Origin of the sequence: Pseudonocardia sulfidoxydans NBRC 16205, from assembly GCF_007989085.1 — a bacterium.
GTDB lineage: Bacteria > Actinomycetota > Actinomycetes > Mycobacteriales > Pseudonocardiaceae > Pseudonocardia > Pseudonocardia sulfidoxydans.
Genome location: NZ_BJVJ01000009.1, coordinates 67969 through 80873 on the forward strand (window position 1 = coordinate 67969; position 12905 = coordinate 80873).

At 72.8% G+C, this 12905-nt stretch carries 12 protein-coding genes; 4 read left to right on the forward strand and 8 right to left on the reverse strand.

Annotated features, from left to right (window positions below; genetic code table 11):
* Positions 1 to 27: 27 nt before the first annotated feature.
* Positions 28 to 1014, reverse strand: coding sequence for a glutathione S-transferase family protein (locus PSU4_RS07110; protein ID WP_147103812.1), 987 nt, complete (start codon positions 1012 to 1014; stop codon positions 28 to 30).
* Between the two features lie 51 nt (positions 1015 to 1065).
* On the opposite strand from PSU4_RS07110, the gene PSU4_RS07115 reads away from it, so the two are divergent.
* Positions 1066 to 2238, forward strand: coding sequence for an acetyl-CoA hydrolase/transferase C-terminal domain-containing protein (locus PSU4_RS07115; protein ID WP_246114984.1), 1173 nt, complete (start codon positions 1066 to 1068; stop codon positions 2236 to 2238).
* Between the two features lie 32 nt (positions 2239 to 2270).
* Here PSU4_RS07115 and PSU4_RS07120 read toward each other — a convergent pair whose 3' ends face one another.
* The 4 genes from PSU4_RS07120 to PSU4_RS07135 form a co-directional block, all read right to left on the reverse strand.
* Entirely contained in the window at positions 2271 to 2786 is a 516-nt protein-coding gene (locus PSU4_RS07120) for a GtrA family protein (RefSeq protein WP_147103813.1), read from the reverse strand.
* A 119-nt stretch (positions 2787 to 2905) separates the two neighbouring features.
* Positions 2906 to 3448: a protocatechuate 3,4-dioxygenase subunit alpha gene (gene pcaG / locus PSU4_RS07125; protein ID WP_147103816.1), complete on the reverse strand. Its 543-nt coding sequence runs from the start codon at positions 3446 to 3448 to the stop codon at positions 2906 to 2908.
* A complete protein-coding gene (gene pcaH, locus PSU4_RS07130) occupies positions 3441 to 4148 on the reverse strand; it encodes a protocatechuate 3,4-dioxygenase subunit beta (RefSeq protein ID WP_147103818.1) in 708 nt (235 codons plus the stop codon). The genes pcaG and pcaH overlap by 8 nt, the downstream gene beginning before the upstream one ends.
* A complete protein-coding gene (locus PSU4_RS07135) occupies positions 4145 to 5326 on the reverse strand; it encodes a 4-hydroxybenzoate 3-monooxygenase (protein ID WP_147103821.1) in 1182 nt (393 codons plus the stop codon). The genes pcaH and PSU4_RS07135 overlap by 4 nt, the downstream gene beginning before the upstream one ends.
* Positions 5327 to 5393: 67 nt before the next feature.
* On the opposite strand from PSU4_RS07135, the gene PSU4_RS07140 reads away from it, so the two are divergent.
* Together PSU4_RS07140 and PSU4_RS07145 are read left to right on the forward strand one after the other, a co-directional pair.
* Positions 5394 to 6143, forward strand: a complete 750-nt coding sequence (locus PSU4_RS07140; RefSeq protein WP_147103823.1) for an IclR family transcriptional regulator — start codon at positions 5394 to 5396, stop codon at positions 6141 to 6143.
* A gap of 264 nt (positions 6144 to 6407) precedes the next feature.
* Complete coding sequence (locus tag PSU4_RS07145) at positions 6408 to 7259, forward strand: hypothetical protein (RefSeq protein WP_147103826.1); 852 nt, start codon at positions 6408 to 6410, stop codon at positions 7257 to 7259.
* A gap of 130 nt (positions 7260 to 7389) precedes the next feature.
* Here PSU4_RS07145 and PSU4_RS07150 read toward each other — a convergent pair whose 3' ends face one another.
* On the reverse strand, positions 7390 to 8682 hold the full coding sequence (locus tag PSU4_RS07150; RefSeq protein ID WP_147103828.1) for a competence/damage-inducible protein A: 1293 nt from the start codon (positions 8680 to 8682) through the stop codon (positions 7390 to 7392).
* A 64-nt stretch (positions 8683 to 8746) separates the two neighbouring features.
* Positions 8747 to 9490 carry a hypothetical protein gene (locus PSU4_RS07155; protein WP_147103831.1) on the reverse strand — a complete coding sequence of 248 codons (744 nt, stop codon included), beginning with the start codon at positions 9488 to 9490 and terminating at the stop codon, positions 8747 to 8749.
* 163 nt (positions 9491 to 9653) lie between these two features.
* Here PSU4_RS07155 and PSU4_RS07160 point away from each other — a divergent pair, with 163 nt between their 5' ends.
* Positions 9654 to 10313 (forward strand): response regulator transcription factor, encoded by a 660-nt coding sequence (locus tag PSU4_RS07160; RefSeq protein WP_147103834.1) that lies wholly within the window; start codon positions 9654 to 9656, stop codon positions 10311 to 10313.
* An 863-nt stretch (positions 10314 to 11176) separates the two neighbouring features.
* On the opposite strand, the gene PSU4_RS07165 is transcribed toward PSU4_RS07160, so the two are convergent.
* Positions 11177 to 12838 (reverse strand): trypsin-like peptidase domain-containing protein, encoded by a 1662-nt coding sequence (locus tag PSU4_RS07165; protein ID WP_147103837.1) that lies wholly within the window; start codon positions 12836 to 12838, stop codon positions 11177 to 11179.
* Positions 12839 to 12905: the final 67 nt, after the last annotated feature.

The following is a 12905-nucleotide window of genomic DNA, read 5'->3' on the forward strand; positions in this document are numbered from 1 at the left end:
CCTCGATGGTCCCAGGTGCTCGTGCTGTCAGCTCACCGGGGGAACCCGCTCCCCCTCGCGGACCGGGCCGGGCGGGGTTCCGTCGCCGAAGGGGCGGCCCCCGAGCTCGGCGCGGTCGTGCGGGTCGAGCCAGTTGCGCAGGTCCGGGCCCAGCGGCACGACGCCGGACGGGTTCACCTGGTGGTGCACGCCGTAGTAGTGCTGCTTGATCTGCGCGAAGTCGATGGTGTCGCCGAAGCCGGGGGTCTGGAACAGGTCGCGGGCGTACGCCCACAGCACCGGCATCTCCGACAGCTTCTGCCGGTTGCACTTGAAGTGGCCGTGGTAGACGGCGTCGAAGCGGACGAGTGTCACCCAGAGCCGGACGTCGGCCTCGGTGATCGTGTCGCCGACGAGGTAGCGACGGGTCGCGAGCCGGTCGGCCAGCAGGTCGAGCCGGCTGAACAGCGCGGCGTAGGCCTTGTCGTAGGCCTCCTGGGTCGTCGCGAACCCGCACTTGTAGACGCCGTTGTTGACGTCGTGGTAGATGCCCTCGGCGACCTCGTCGATCTCGGCACGCAGCGGCTGCGGGTACAGGTCGGGGGCGCCGTCGCGGTGGAAGGCCGTCCACTGCGTGGAGAAGTCCAGCGTCATGTTGGCGAAGTCGTTGCTGACGACCTTCCCGCTCGCCACCTCCACCATCGCCGGCACGGTGATGCCCGCGGAGTAGTCGGGGTCAGCGGCGCGGTAGGCCTCGCCGAGGTACTCGATGCCCAGCACCGGGTCCGTGTTCCCGGGGTCGTTGTGGAAGCGCCAGCTGCGCTCGTCGTGCAGCGGGCCCGCGATCCCCATGGAGAACGCGTCCTCCAGCCCGAGCAGCCGCCGCACGATGACGGTGCGGTTCGCCCACGGGCACGCCCGCGCCACGACGAGCCGGTAGCGGCCCGCCTCCACCGGCCACGGCGACGACCCGTCGGCCGTGATCCGTTCCTGCACTCCGAGCGGGGCGCGGACGAACGCGCCGGTGTCAGCCATGTCTCCGAATCTAGGCCCCGCCCGGCGCCCCCGCTGTGATCGAATCGGGCGGTGGCCGACGTCGCCCTCACCGATCTCGTCCGTCCGGGTATGCGCATCGCGCTGGCCGACGGCACGAGCACCCCGCATCCACTGCACGCGCCGCTGTCGGCTGCGGCGGCCGCCGCCGGCGGTGTCCGGCTCGTCGTGGGCTGGCACCCCGCCCCCGCCCCGGACCTCGATCCGACCGCGTTCGCCGATGTCGTGTGCATCGCGGGCGGGCCCGCGCTGCGGGAGCACATCGACGCCGGGACGGTCCGGTTCGCGCCGTCACGGCTGTCGGCGGTGCCGTCGCTGCTGGCCGGGCCGCTGCGACCCGACCTCGTCGTCGCGACGCTCGTCCGCGACCGCGACGGCTTCCGCATGGCCGGTGACGCGGGCTGGGCGCGGCGGCTGATCGAGGCGGGCATCCCCGTCGCCGCGCTGCTGTCGCGCACCGCCCCGCACGCCGACGCCGGCCCGCCGCTCCCCGACGCCGCGATCACCGTCGTCGCGTCGACGTCCGCCGGGCCGGCGGAGATCCCCACTCCCGCACCCACACCTGTCGACGCGGCGATCGCCGACCACGTCGCCGGGCTCGTGCCGGAGGGGGCGCGCGTCCAGGTGGGCCCCGGCCGGCTCGCTGCGGCGATGGTGTCGGCGCTGCGGGTGCCGGTGCGCGTCGACTCGGGGCTGCTGCCCGAACCTGTCGTGGACCTCGACGCCGCGGGGCTCCTCCTCGACGATCCGGTGTGTGCCTACCTGATCGGCACCTGGCGCCTGCACGAGTGGGCCGACGGTCGCCGGCTCCTGCACCCCGTCGAGGTCACCCACGACGTCGGCCGGCTCTCCTCCGCCGACCTCCCGCCGCTGGTCGCCCTGAACGCCGCGCTGGAGATCGACGTCGACGGGCAGGTCAACGTCGAGGGCATCGGCTCACGCACCACCGGGCTCATCGGCGGGCACCCCGACTTCGCCGCCGCCGGGGCGCGCTGTGTCGGCGGGCTGTCGGTGATCGCGCTGGCGAGCCGGCACCGCGAGCGTCCGACCCTGGTGTCGCGGCTGTCGCGCCCGGTCACGACGGCCTCGCACGACGTGGAGGTCGTGGTGACCGAACGCGGGGTGGCCGACCTGCGCGGCCTCGACCGCCCGGCCCGCCGCGCCGCCCTCCTCGACCTCTGGGGTGTCGCCTCCGGCGACCTGTGAGTGGCGATAGTCGCTGGAGCGACTATCGCCACTCACAGGCTCGGTGGGCCCGCCGAACGGGCGGGGGCGAACACCCAGTACCGCATCGCGAGGAAACGCATGAGCCCGCCGAGGACGCTCGCGCCGGCGACGGCCAGCGCCTCCTCCCACTGCGTCACGGTCGGGACCAGCCACTCCAGCAGCAGGAGCACGCCCGAGGAGTAGAAGGCGTAGAAGACGACGGTGATCAGGTCCTGCACCGAGGCGCGGAGCCGGTGGGCGGTGGCGCCGCCGAAGGTGAAGCGGCGGTTGAGCTCCGTCGTCAGGCCGGTGCTCAGCAGCAGGGCCACGACGTTGGCCGGGACGGGCGACATCCACGACCGCAGCGCGAGGTAGATCAGCGCGTTGAGGGCCGTCCCGGCGCCGCCGACGACGGCGAACCGGGCCAGCTGCACGAACGTCGGGTGGCGCAGCCGCAGCCACTCGATGCGACGGGTGAGGGCGGGCGCCGGCGTCGGCAGGTGCAGACGCAGTCCGCGTCCACCCTGTTCGACCACACCGTTCGCCATCGTGCCCTCCTACCGGTTTCAACTGTCTACGACAGTTTTCCCATCCCGGCGTCGACACACGCTCGGTACGAGCTGTGGATCACCTGTGAGACGTGACCGATCCCACCGGCCGGGGTGGCTCAGACCGTGAAGAAGACCGTCTCGCCCTCGCCCTGCAACCTGATGTCGAAGCGCAGGTCACCGAGTCCCGTGTCGACGGCGACGAGGGTCGCGCGGCGCTCCGCGGGAACGGTGGCGAGGACGGGGTCGGCGGCGTTGGCGTCGGCCTCGTCGGGGAAGTAGATCCGGGTGACGACGCGGTCGAGCAGCCCCCGGGCGAAGACGCTGACGTCGACGTGCGGGGCCTGGCCGTCGACGGGTCCGGGTTTGAGGGTGCGGACCTCCCAGTGCCCGTCGCCGTCGGTGGGGCAGCGGCCGAACCCGCGGAAGGTCGTGCCGGTCGGGGAGTCCGGGTGGTCGAACCCCCCGGAAGGGTCGGCCTGCCAGGTCTCGACGACGGCGTCGAATACCGGCTCCCCGGCGCCGTCGAACACGATGCCGCCGATGCGGATGGCGTCGGGGGTGTCGTCGTCGACGACGTCGGCACCGTCGGGCCAGGGCAGGCCCAGGCTCAGGAACGGTCCCACGGTCTGGGACGGGGTGAGGCCGAGCCGGTCAGTCATCGTGGGGCTCCTCGAACGGGGTCTGCTCCCGGCCGCGCAGCACGATGTCCCAGGTGAAGGCGAGCGCCCATTCGGCGCGTGTGGCGGCGAGGTCGAAGCGCGAGACCATCCGCTGCCGCGCCGCGGCGTCGGGCACGGAGTTGAAGATCGGGTCCTGACCGAAGAGCGGGTCGTCGGGAAAGTACATCTGCGTGACGAGCCGCTGCGTGAACGACGTCCCGAACAGCGAGAAGTGGATGTGCGCGGGACGCCAGGCGTTGTGGTGGTTGTCCCACGGATAGGCGCCGGGGCGGATCGTCGTGAAGGAGTAGGTGCCCGACGAGTCGGTCATGACGCGGCCGCCGCCGGTGAAGTTGGGGTCGAGCGGGGCGGGCCAGTTGTCGCGGGCGTGGGCGTAGCGGCCGGCGGCGTTGGCCTGCCAGATCTCGACGAGTGTGTCCGGTACCGGGCGGCCGTCGGAGTCGAGGACCCGCCCGGACACGACGATCCGCTGCCCGATCGGCTCGCCGGCGTGCTGGGAGGTGAGGTCGTGGTCGGTGGGCCCGACCCGGTCGGCACCCAGCAGCGGGCCGGTGACCTCGGTGAGCCGGTGCGCCAACACCACCGGTGGCTGCGACGGCGCCCGCAGCGTGGTGCTGCGGTAGCCGGCGAAACCCAGCGGCGGGTGGGTGCCGTCGGGCGGGGGCGGGAAACGGGTCACGCGGGCCCTCCGTGCGGCAGTCCGGTGTAGTTCTCGGCCAGGCTCGTCGCGGCGGCCCGCGACGACGCCGTGTAGCGCAGCTGCGACAGCTGCAGGGCGCGGCCGAACGCGTCGCCGTGCTCGGAGTCGGGCCCGTAGCGGTGCAGCATCGACGTCATGAACGACGAGAACTGCTCCGCCCGCCACACGCGACGCAGGCACGTCGCGGAGTAGGCGTCGACACCCCTCGACGACCCGCGCCGCAACAGGTCCTCCAGCGCGTCGGCGAGGACGGCGACGTCGGCGATCGCGAGGTTCATGCCCTTGGCACCGGTGGGCGGGACGATGTGCGCGGCGTCGCCGGCGAGGAAGAGCCTGCCGTGGCGCATGGGCTCGGCGACCATGCTGCGCATCCCGGTGACCGACGGCCGCTCCAGCAGCGGGCCCTCGTTGACCGGGATCCCGGCCAGCCGGGCGCCCAGCTCGTCCCAGATCCGGGCGTCGGACCAGCGGGCGGCGTCCTCGTCGGCGGGGACCTGCAGGTAGAGGCGGGTGATCTCGGGGCTGCGCATGGAGTAGAGCGCGAACCCGCGGTCGGAGTTCGCGTAGACGAGCTCGTCGCGGGTCGGGGCGGCCTTCGCGAGGATGCCGAGCCAGCCGAACGGGTAGGTGCGTTCGACGACCGTCGGCGCGAACGCGCGGCGGCTCACGCCGTGGAAGCCGTCGCAGCCGGCGACGACGTCGCACTCGATCTCGCGGACGATGCCGGCGGTGTCGGTGAACGTGATCGACGGGCGGTCGGTGGTGAGTCCGTGCAGGGCGACGTCCGCGGCCTCGAACTCGACGGTGCCGCCGTCGCGCAGCCGGGCGGCGATCAGGTCCTTGACCACCTCCTGCTGCCCGTAGACGACGATCCCGCGGCCCACGAGGTCGGCGAAGTCGATGTGGTGCAGCGCGTCGTCGAAGAGCAGGGAGATGCCGTCGTGCGGCATGCCCTGCGCGTCCATCCGGTCGCCGACCTCCTCGGCGCGCAGCAGCTCGACCGTCGGGTGCTCCAGGACACCCGCGCGCACCCGCTGCTCGACGTGGGACCTGCTGCGGGCCTCGACCACGACGGAGTCGACGCCGCGGCGGGCGAGCATGTGCGACAGCAACAGTCCGGCGGGCCCGGCGCCGACGATCCCTACCTGGGTCCGCATCCGCCCGAGCCTCCCCCGCGTGCGCTCCCGACTCGACCATGCTTCCACTGAACGGAAGGATGGGCACGTGCCGACGGTGACCGCGCGGGTCCTCGACGTGCTGGCGGCGTTCAGCGCCGACCGGCCGCGGCTCACGCTGTCCGAGCTCGCCGCCCGCGCGGGGCTGCCGCTGAGCACGGCGCACCGGCTCGTCGGCGAGCTGACGGTGTGGGGCGCGCTCGAACGCGGCGACGACGGCCGCTACCACGTGGGCCTGCGGCTGTGGGAGGTCGGCGCGCTCGCTCCCCGCAGCCTCGGGCTGCGGGAGACCGCGATGCCGTTCCTCGAGGACCTCTACGAGGTGACGCGGCAGAACATCCAGCTCGCGGTCCTCGACGGCACCGAGGTCGTGTACGTCGAACGGCTCTCGGGCCGGTCGTCGGTACACGTGTTCACCCGCGTCGGCGGACGGCTGCCGTTGCACGCCACCGGCGTCGGGCTGGTGCTGCTCGCCCACGCCGACCCGCAGCTGCGGGAGCGGGTGCTCGCGGCGCCGCTGCGGCGGTACACGGACAAGACGGTGTGCGACCCGGCCGAGCTGCGCCGGATGCTCGCCGACGTCCGCACCACCGGGGTGGCGATCAGCGACGGGCAGATCGAGCTCATCTCGCTGAGCGTCGCCGCCCCTGTGTGGGGGCCGAACGGTGAGGTGGCCGCAGCACTGTCCGTCGTGGTCCCCGCGGACGGGACGAACCCGCATTCGTTCGTGCCCGCCGTCCGCGCCACGGCACGCGGAATCTCGCGCGCCCTGAGCGTGGGCGAGCATCACCTTCTGTAAGTAAGCGCGCGATCGAGCGTCACTATCTGTGTCGGATACGGTGGGATATATCCGTTTTTCGGCCTCACCATGTGACCTGGCTCATAGCGAGCCAAAATTCGTAACCCCTTCGAGTGGCCCTCGTTGGAGTGATCGACGCGGTGATGCTCACCGCCCATCCCCCACCGGACCCGACCGCGGCACCGAACTCCCACGTTCGTCCACAGTGGACGAACGGACGGACGCGGGACGACCGGTGATGCGAGATCACGAGGAGAACGTCGGATGCAGATCACCAAGACCGCTCGCCGCGCCGCCGTCGGTGCCGTAGTCGCCCTGCCGCTGGTCCTCGGCGTCCCGGGCGTCGCCTTCGCGGGCGACAACGGTCACGGTGGCAACGGGGGCCACCACGGCGGCGGCCACGGACACGGCGGCGGCCACGGTCACGGCGGGCACGGGCACGGCGGCGGCCACAACGGAGGCGGTCACGACGGCGGGGGCAACGGCGGCGGGGGCAACGGCGGCGGGGGCAACGGCGGCGGGGGCAACAACGGTGGCGCCCGCGACAACGACTGCGACACCTCGCAGGCCGCCGCCCAGGGCGGCGGCCTCGCCGACGTCACCGCCGCGGTGAACCCGGCGCTCAACGTCGGCAACATCCTCAACGTCCTCGGCACCCAGTCCCAGAACGCGGTGGCCGACAACAACACCAACTCCGGCATCCAGCAGTTCGGCTGCGGCGACGGCCGCGGCCAGGGCGCCTTCCAGGCCGGCGACGTCGTCTCCGCGCTCGTCGGCGTCAACCCCGCCGCGAACATCGGCAACATCGGTAACGTGGGCGGCAGCCAGACCCAGAACGCCGTCGCCGACAACAACACCAACTCCGGCATCCAGCAGGTCGCCTCCGGCCGTCACGAGCGTGGCGACCGCGACGACGACCGCCGCGGCGGGCGCCACCAGCGCGGCGGCCACGACCGCGGCGACCAGACCGCCGTGCAGGGCCCGAACCTGATCGGCATCACCGCCGACGTCTCGCCGGCGCTGAACGTCGGCAACCTCCTCAACGTCCTCGGCGCCCAGTCGCAGAACGCCGGGGCGGCCAACAACACCAACTCGGGTGTGCAGCAGGGGCGCTGACACACCTCGGCGACGGCGGGGGCCGTCGCCATCCGGAAGGCCGGTGGTTCGCTGGGGCGACCACCGGCCCTTTCGCATGCCCTGTGAGTGGCGATGGTCGCTATAGCGACCATCGCCACTCACGACCCCCTCACGCGCCCCGGGGGGCCACCGCGCGCAGGATCAGGTGCATCGCCGTGTCCACCGAGCGCTCCCGGATGTCGGCCCGGCTCCCCCGCAGCCGCGGATCGCGCGCCAGGACCGTGCCGTCGGCCGTCGTCACGCAGAAGCAGACGTAGCCCACCGGCTTCGCCTCCGTACTGCCACCCGGACCCGCGACACCCGTGATCCCCACGCCCACGTCGGCGCCGAAGCGATCCCGCGCCCCGTCGGCAAGCGCTCGCGCCACCTCCGGCGACACCGCCCCGTGCGTCGCGATCATCTCGGCAGGCACACCGAGCAGCGCCGTCTTCGCCTCGTTCGAATAGGCGACGACCCCGCCCGCCACATACGCCGACGACCCCGCCCTGTCGACGAGACGCCCCGCCAGCAGGCCGCCCGTGCAGGACTCCCCCGTCGCGACCGTGAAACCCTTGCCCAGCAACGCCTGCGCCACCAGCTCGTCGACCGTCGCGCCCTCCGCCGACACCAGGTTGCGGGCATGGCGTTCCACGATCAGCCCCGCCAGCTCCTCGGCGACCGCCTCCGCACCCGGCCGTGCCCGCAGATCGACCTCCAGCTCCGAGTGCCGCAGACACGTCCCCACCTCGACACCCGACAGGTCCCGGGACTCCCCGACCTCGCGCAACGTCGCCGCGATCTCCGACTCCGGCAGCCCGAAGAACCGCAGCAGCCGCGCGTTCGCCGGCGGGACCGTCGACAACAGGTCCTTCACCGCGGGCGCCGCCACCGCCGCCGGCCACATCCCCTGCAGCTCCCGCGGCGGCCCCGGCAGCACCACCACCAGCGGGCCACCCGGCCGATCGACCACCAGCCCCGGCGCCGTCCCCACCGGCGGCAACGCCGTCGCGCCCCGTGGGACCAGTGCCTGCTTACGCGTCGCCTCGTCCAACGCCGGACCCGCGAAGCCCGTCCGGGCGCCCCAGTCGGCCAGGATCTCCTCGATCCGGACCCGCATCGCCTCGTCGGGCACCAGATCCACCCCGGCGAACCCGGCCACCACCTCGCCCGTCAGGTCGTCGGCCGTCGGGCCCAGCCCACCGCTGGTGACGACGAGCGCCACCCCCGCCCCGGCCAGGAACTCCAACGCGCGCATCAGGTCGTCCGGCCGGTCCCCCGCCGCCACGACGTGCGCGACCTCGAACCCCAGACCCGCCAGCTCCCGCGCCAGCCACGGCCCGTTCGCGTCGCTGATCGCCCCCGTGAGCAGCTCGCTGCCCGTCACCACGATCCCGGCACGTGGCCGGTCGGCACCCTCACCCATGGGTGAACCGTAAAACGCCCCCGTGAGCGGCGACAGTCGCCACTCACGGGGGAGCCCCTCGGCGTCAGGCGTCCCTGCGCCCCGTGACCCACTGGGCGTCGCTCATCCGCAGCGCCGCCACCCCCACCGACACCAGGAACAACCCCAGGCAGGCGCCGGACACGATGTTCGCGATCGGGTCGACGTCGAACACCATCGGCAGGGCGACGCCCACGACCAGCGGCAGCGCCATCAGCCAGTGCGCGAACCCCGCACGCCACGCAGCGACCGTCGCCACCAGGAAACCGACGAACATCACCATGATGAACGGGCCACCCACCAGCGCCCCCAACGGCAGCTCCTGCGCCGCATCCGACGCCCGCACCGCCATGTCCACCGGCAACGTCTGACGCATCGCCATGTCGTAGAAGTCCGTCACCAACAAGCCCGGCAACGCCAGCGCGCCGATCGCCGACAACCCGATCCCGATCGTCCCGCCCACCCGCCAACGCCGCCGCGTCATCGCCGCGAACACCACCAGCACCGGGATGAACGCCATGTACCCGAAATGCAGCAACACCGCCGCCAGCTGGCTACGGAACGGATCCGACACCAGCGACGCCAGGTAGTCGGCCTTCGACCCGCTCGCCTCCCACACCGTCGCCGCGAAACCCGCCGCCGTCAGCACACCGCCGACGATCGCGACCGCGCCGACGGCGCGGCGGCGGAACCCGGTGGCAGGAGCGATCTCGGGGCCCGTCGAGGAGCCGGGGCCGGCCGCCGCGGCGGCGACGGTCGGGGTGTTCGTGGTGAGGGCCGTGGCGGTCATCGTGAGCTCCTTCGGTTCGCCGATCTGTCGACGACAACCCTGCCGCCGCACCAGCTCCCGCCCGACCCTGCAGCCATGCCTGTCCCGGGTGCGCCGCACCCGACCCCTCAGGGTGTGGCCACCACACCTGCCTCCCCACGGAGGCTTCCCTACAGTTGGGGGTGTGACGATCAGTGTGGTTCTGGCCGAGGACAACGCGCTGCTGCGCCACGGGCTGGTCAGGCTCGTCGGCGCCGACGACGACCTCGAACTCGTCGGCTCCGCCGCCGACCTCCCCGGGCTGCGCGCGCTCGTCGACGAACACAAGCCCCAGGTCGTCGTCACCGACATCCGGATGCCCCCCACCAACACCGACGAGGGCATCTCCTTCGCCGCCGACCTGCGCACCAGCAACCCCGACACCGGCGTCATCCTGCTCAGCCAGTACGCCGAGGCCGCCTACGCGCTCAAGCTCCTCGCCGAGGGCACCGCCCGCCGCGGCTACCTCCTCAAGGAACGCGTCGCCGACGGCGCCGAGCTCAACGAGGCAATCCACCGCGTCGCCGACGGCGGCTCCGTCATCGACCCCACCGTCATCGAAGGGCTCGTCGCCGCCCAGCGCGCCAAGCCCTCCGAACTCGACAAGCTCACCCCCCGCGAGCTCGAGGTCCTCGGCGAGATGGCGCAGGGCAAGTCGAACGCCTCCATCGCCGCCGCCCTCGTCCTCTCCGAGCGCGCCATCGAGAAGCACACCAACTCGATCTTCTCCAAGCTCGGCCTCTCCGAGGAGCGCGACCTCAACCGCCGCGTCAGCGCCGTGCTCGTCTACCTGCAGAACTCGTGATCGAGTAGATCGCTCGGTCCCGGCGTCGTCGGCCACCGGCAGGGCGACGTCCAGCCCTGACGTCCGGCGCCGGGGCCGTACCGATCGCTCTCCGAGGCGCCTGACAGCCCGTAACGTGTCCGGCACCGCGCGCGAACACGTCGTGTCGGGCCGAACGACCAACGGGAGCGACCGTGTAGCCGCGCGCAACTCCACTGCTCCGACTTGCCCCTCCGACGACCGTGAAGTTGCGCGCCACACCCCGCGCGCAACGTCACTGCTGCCCAGAGGCCGGATCCGCAGCAATGAGGTTGCGCACTCGAGCAAGTGCGCATGAGTCCGGCCCGGCCCGCCTTCGTCGGGCTATATGAGCTCCGCGCGGAAGCAGGCAGCCCACTCGCGCACGGCTCCCTGGGCTGCCGGGCCCGACAAGCGAACGTGTTGCACGCGTCGCATGGCAGCGCTGACGACACCCTCGGCGCGACCTCGGCCGACGAACGTGTCATCAGAGCCGCCCCACCGCGCTGATGCCACGTTCGATGTCGCTGTGGAGGGCGAGCGGCGTGACGTTCCGCGTCACCGCGCTCGCCTCGTCCCGTCGGTGCGCGCCCTGTGCGGTCGACGCTCGCCCAACATGCCGCGCGACGTCAGGGGAAGCCTCGCACCGATCAGCGTTCCACGCATCCCGACCGCGGCCCCCCTGACTCCGCCGGCGCACCCTCCCCCGGAGCGTGGGAGTCCGCGCCGAGACCGACGTGAGTGCTGTTCCGAGGCGCCCCGACAGCACTGGTGTCGGTCTCGGCGTCGGCTCCGCAACCGGCCTCGACGGTGAAGGGCCGGCCGGGTGTCCGGCCGGCCCCTCGGGTCGGGTCGTGCGGCTGCGGTCAGCCGCGGGGACGGCCGCAGGTGGTGCAGGCGGCGGCGTCGGCGGCCAGGGTCGTGCCGCAGGTGGCGCAGCCGGCCGGGGCCGGGTTGTCGACGACGACCGTCGTCGCGCCCGGGTCGAAGGTCGCCTCGGCGGGGGCCGGCGGGGCCGGGCGGTAGAGCGCGCCGTCCTGCTGCCAGCCCTGCTGCGGGGCGACGACCGGGAAACCGACCGGCGGGCTCACCGGCTGGACCGGAGCAGGCTGGACCGGAGCAGGCTGGACCGGAGCGGGCTGGGCCGGAGCGGGCTGCATCGGGGCCGGGAGGTAGCCCTGCGGCGGCGCGGGGCGGTACTGCTGCATCGGGTACTGCTGCATCGGGTACTGCTGCGGGTAGCCGGGACCGCCGACGGGCAGGTCGGGGTTGCCGCCGCCGAACGCGGGGGCCGAGCCGCCGGAGCGGCGCTTGCGCGACACCAGGACCATCGTCAGCGCACCACCGATGACGACGACCGCGCCACCGCCGATGAGCGACCACATCAGGATCGGCGACATGCCCTCGGCGGCGGGCGGCGCGACGGGGGTGTCACCGAACTTGTCGCGGGCCTTGGCGGCGAGCGTCTTGAACTGGGTGGCCTGGGCGTGGTTCGGGTGGACCTGCAGGAGCTTGTCGAGGCCGGCGATGGCGTCGTTGAAGTGGCCGCCGTAGTAGGCGTCGAGGGCGGCGCGGAAGCTCTTGTCCTCCGGGCCGAGCTCGTTGCGGACGCCGTTGCGCGACAGCAGTTCCGAGAGGCCGTTGGAGGGTGCGATGAAGTTGAAGGCCTGCGACTCCGAGGCCGGCTTGAAGCTGTTGACGCCGATGACGCGGCCGTCGAGGCCGACGGTCGGGCCGCCGCTCATGCCGCCGGAGAGGGCGGCGCTGGTCTCGTAGACGGGGACGGTGCCGAGGGTCTTCTTGGAGCTGACCTGGCCGTCCTTGTTGGACGGTTCGAGGCTGGCGTCGGTGACGGCGTCGGCGCTGGCCGGGTAGCCGATGGACAGGACGGGGGTGCCGATCTGGACGTCGGCGTCGGTGGCGAGCTCGACGCTCGGGAGGTCGGTGGTCTCGACCTTCAGGAGGGCGACGTCGCCCTGGTCGAGGGGCCGGTAGTCGACGACGCGGGCGGGTAGCGCGTCGGCGTTGGTGGTCGAGCCGGTGATGACGGAGATCTGGGCGTCGATGGGTGAGCCCTTGGTGGCGCCCTCGACGGTCCAGTTGGCCATGCCGTACTGGTAGGCGGTGGCGAGGTCGACGCCCGGGATGGCGGCGACGACCTGCTGGGCGGCGGCGAGGACGAACTCGGACTTGATGCCCTGGGCGGTGGTGGTGTCGACGCAGTGGCCGGCGGTGGCGACGTAGCCGTTGGGGTTGACGCCGAAGCCGGTGCAGGTGGTGGCGAGCTGGTAGGGGGCGCCGTTGTTGAAGAAGGTGCCGGTCTCGTCGGCGACGTAGCCGGTGAAGGTGCTGGTGAGGTAGGTGATGGCGGGGCGGACGGCGGCGGCGGTCTTCTCGGTGGCGGTCGCCGCCTGGGGTGACCCGGGTGGTGCCGAGGTCTGGGCCATGGCGGGTGCGACGCCGATGAGTGCGGCGGCGACGGCGACGGCGCCGACGGTGGCGGCGCGGGACAGGGTGCGCAGTGCCATGGTGGGGGTCCTTCCTCGACCGAGCGGGGCTTCGGTGCTGACATCGAGAACGATGCCGCCCGGAGGG

Excerpts from the sequence above, each read along its gene's own strand:
- PSU4_RS07145 (WP_147103826.1), top strand. The coding sequence starts at position 6,408 with ATGCAGATCACCAAGACCGCTCGCCGCGCCGCCGTCGGTGCCGTAGTC.
- PSU4_RS07110 (WP_147103812.1), bottom strand. The coding sequence starts at position 1,014 with ATGGCTGACACCGGCGCGTTCGTCCGCGCCCCGCTCGGAGTGCAGGAA.
- pcaG (WP_147103816.1), bottom strand. The coding sequence starts at position 3,448 with ATGACTGACCGGCTCGGCCTCACCCCGTCCCAGACCGTGGGACCGTTC.
- PSU4_RS07150 (WP_147103828.1), bottom strand. The coding sequence starts at position 8,682 with ATGGGTGAGGGTGCCGACCGGCCACGTGCCGGGATCGTGGTGACGGGC.
- PSU4_RS07135 (WP_147103821.1), bottom strand. The coding sequence starts at position 5,326 with ATGCGGACCCAGGTAGGGATCGTCGGCGCCGGGCCCGCCGGACTGTTG.
- PSU4_RS07120 (WP_147103813.1), bottom strand. The coding sequence starts at position 2,786 with ATGGCGAACGGTGTGGTCGAACAGGGTGGACGCGGACTGCGTCTGCAC.
- PSU4_RS07155 (WP_147103831.1), bottom strand. The coding sequence starts at position 9,490 with ATGACCGCCACGGCCCTCACCACGAACACCCCGACCGTCGCCGCCGCG.
- PSU4_RS07165 (WP_147103837.1), bottom strand. The coding sequence starts at position 12,838 with ATGGCACTGCGCACCCTGTCCCGCGCCGCCACCGTCGGCGCCGTCGCC.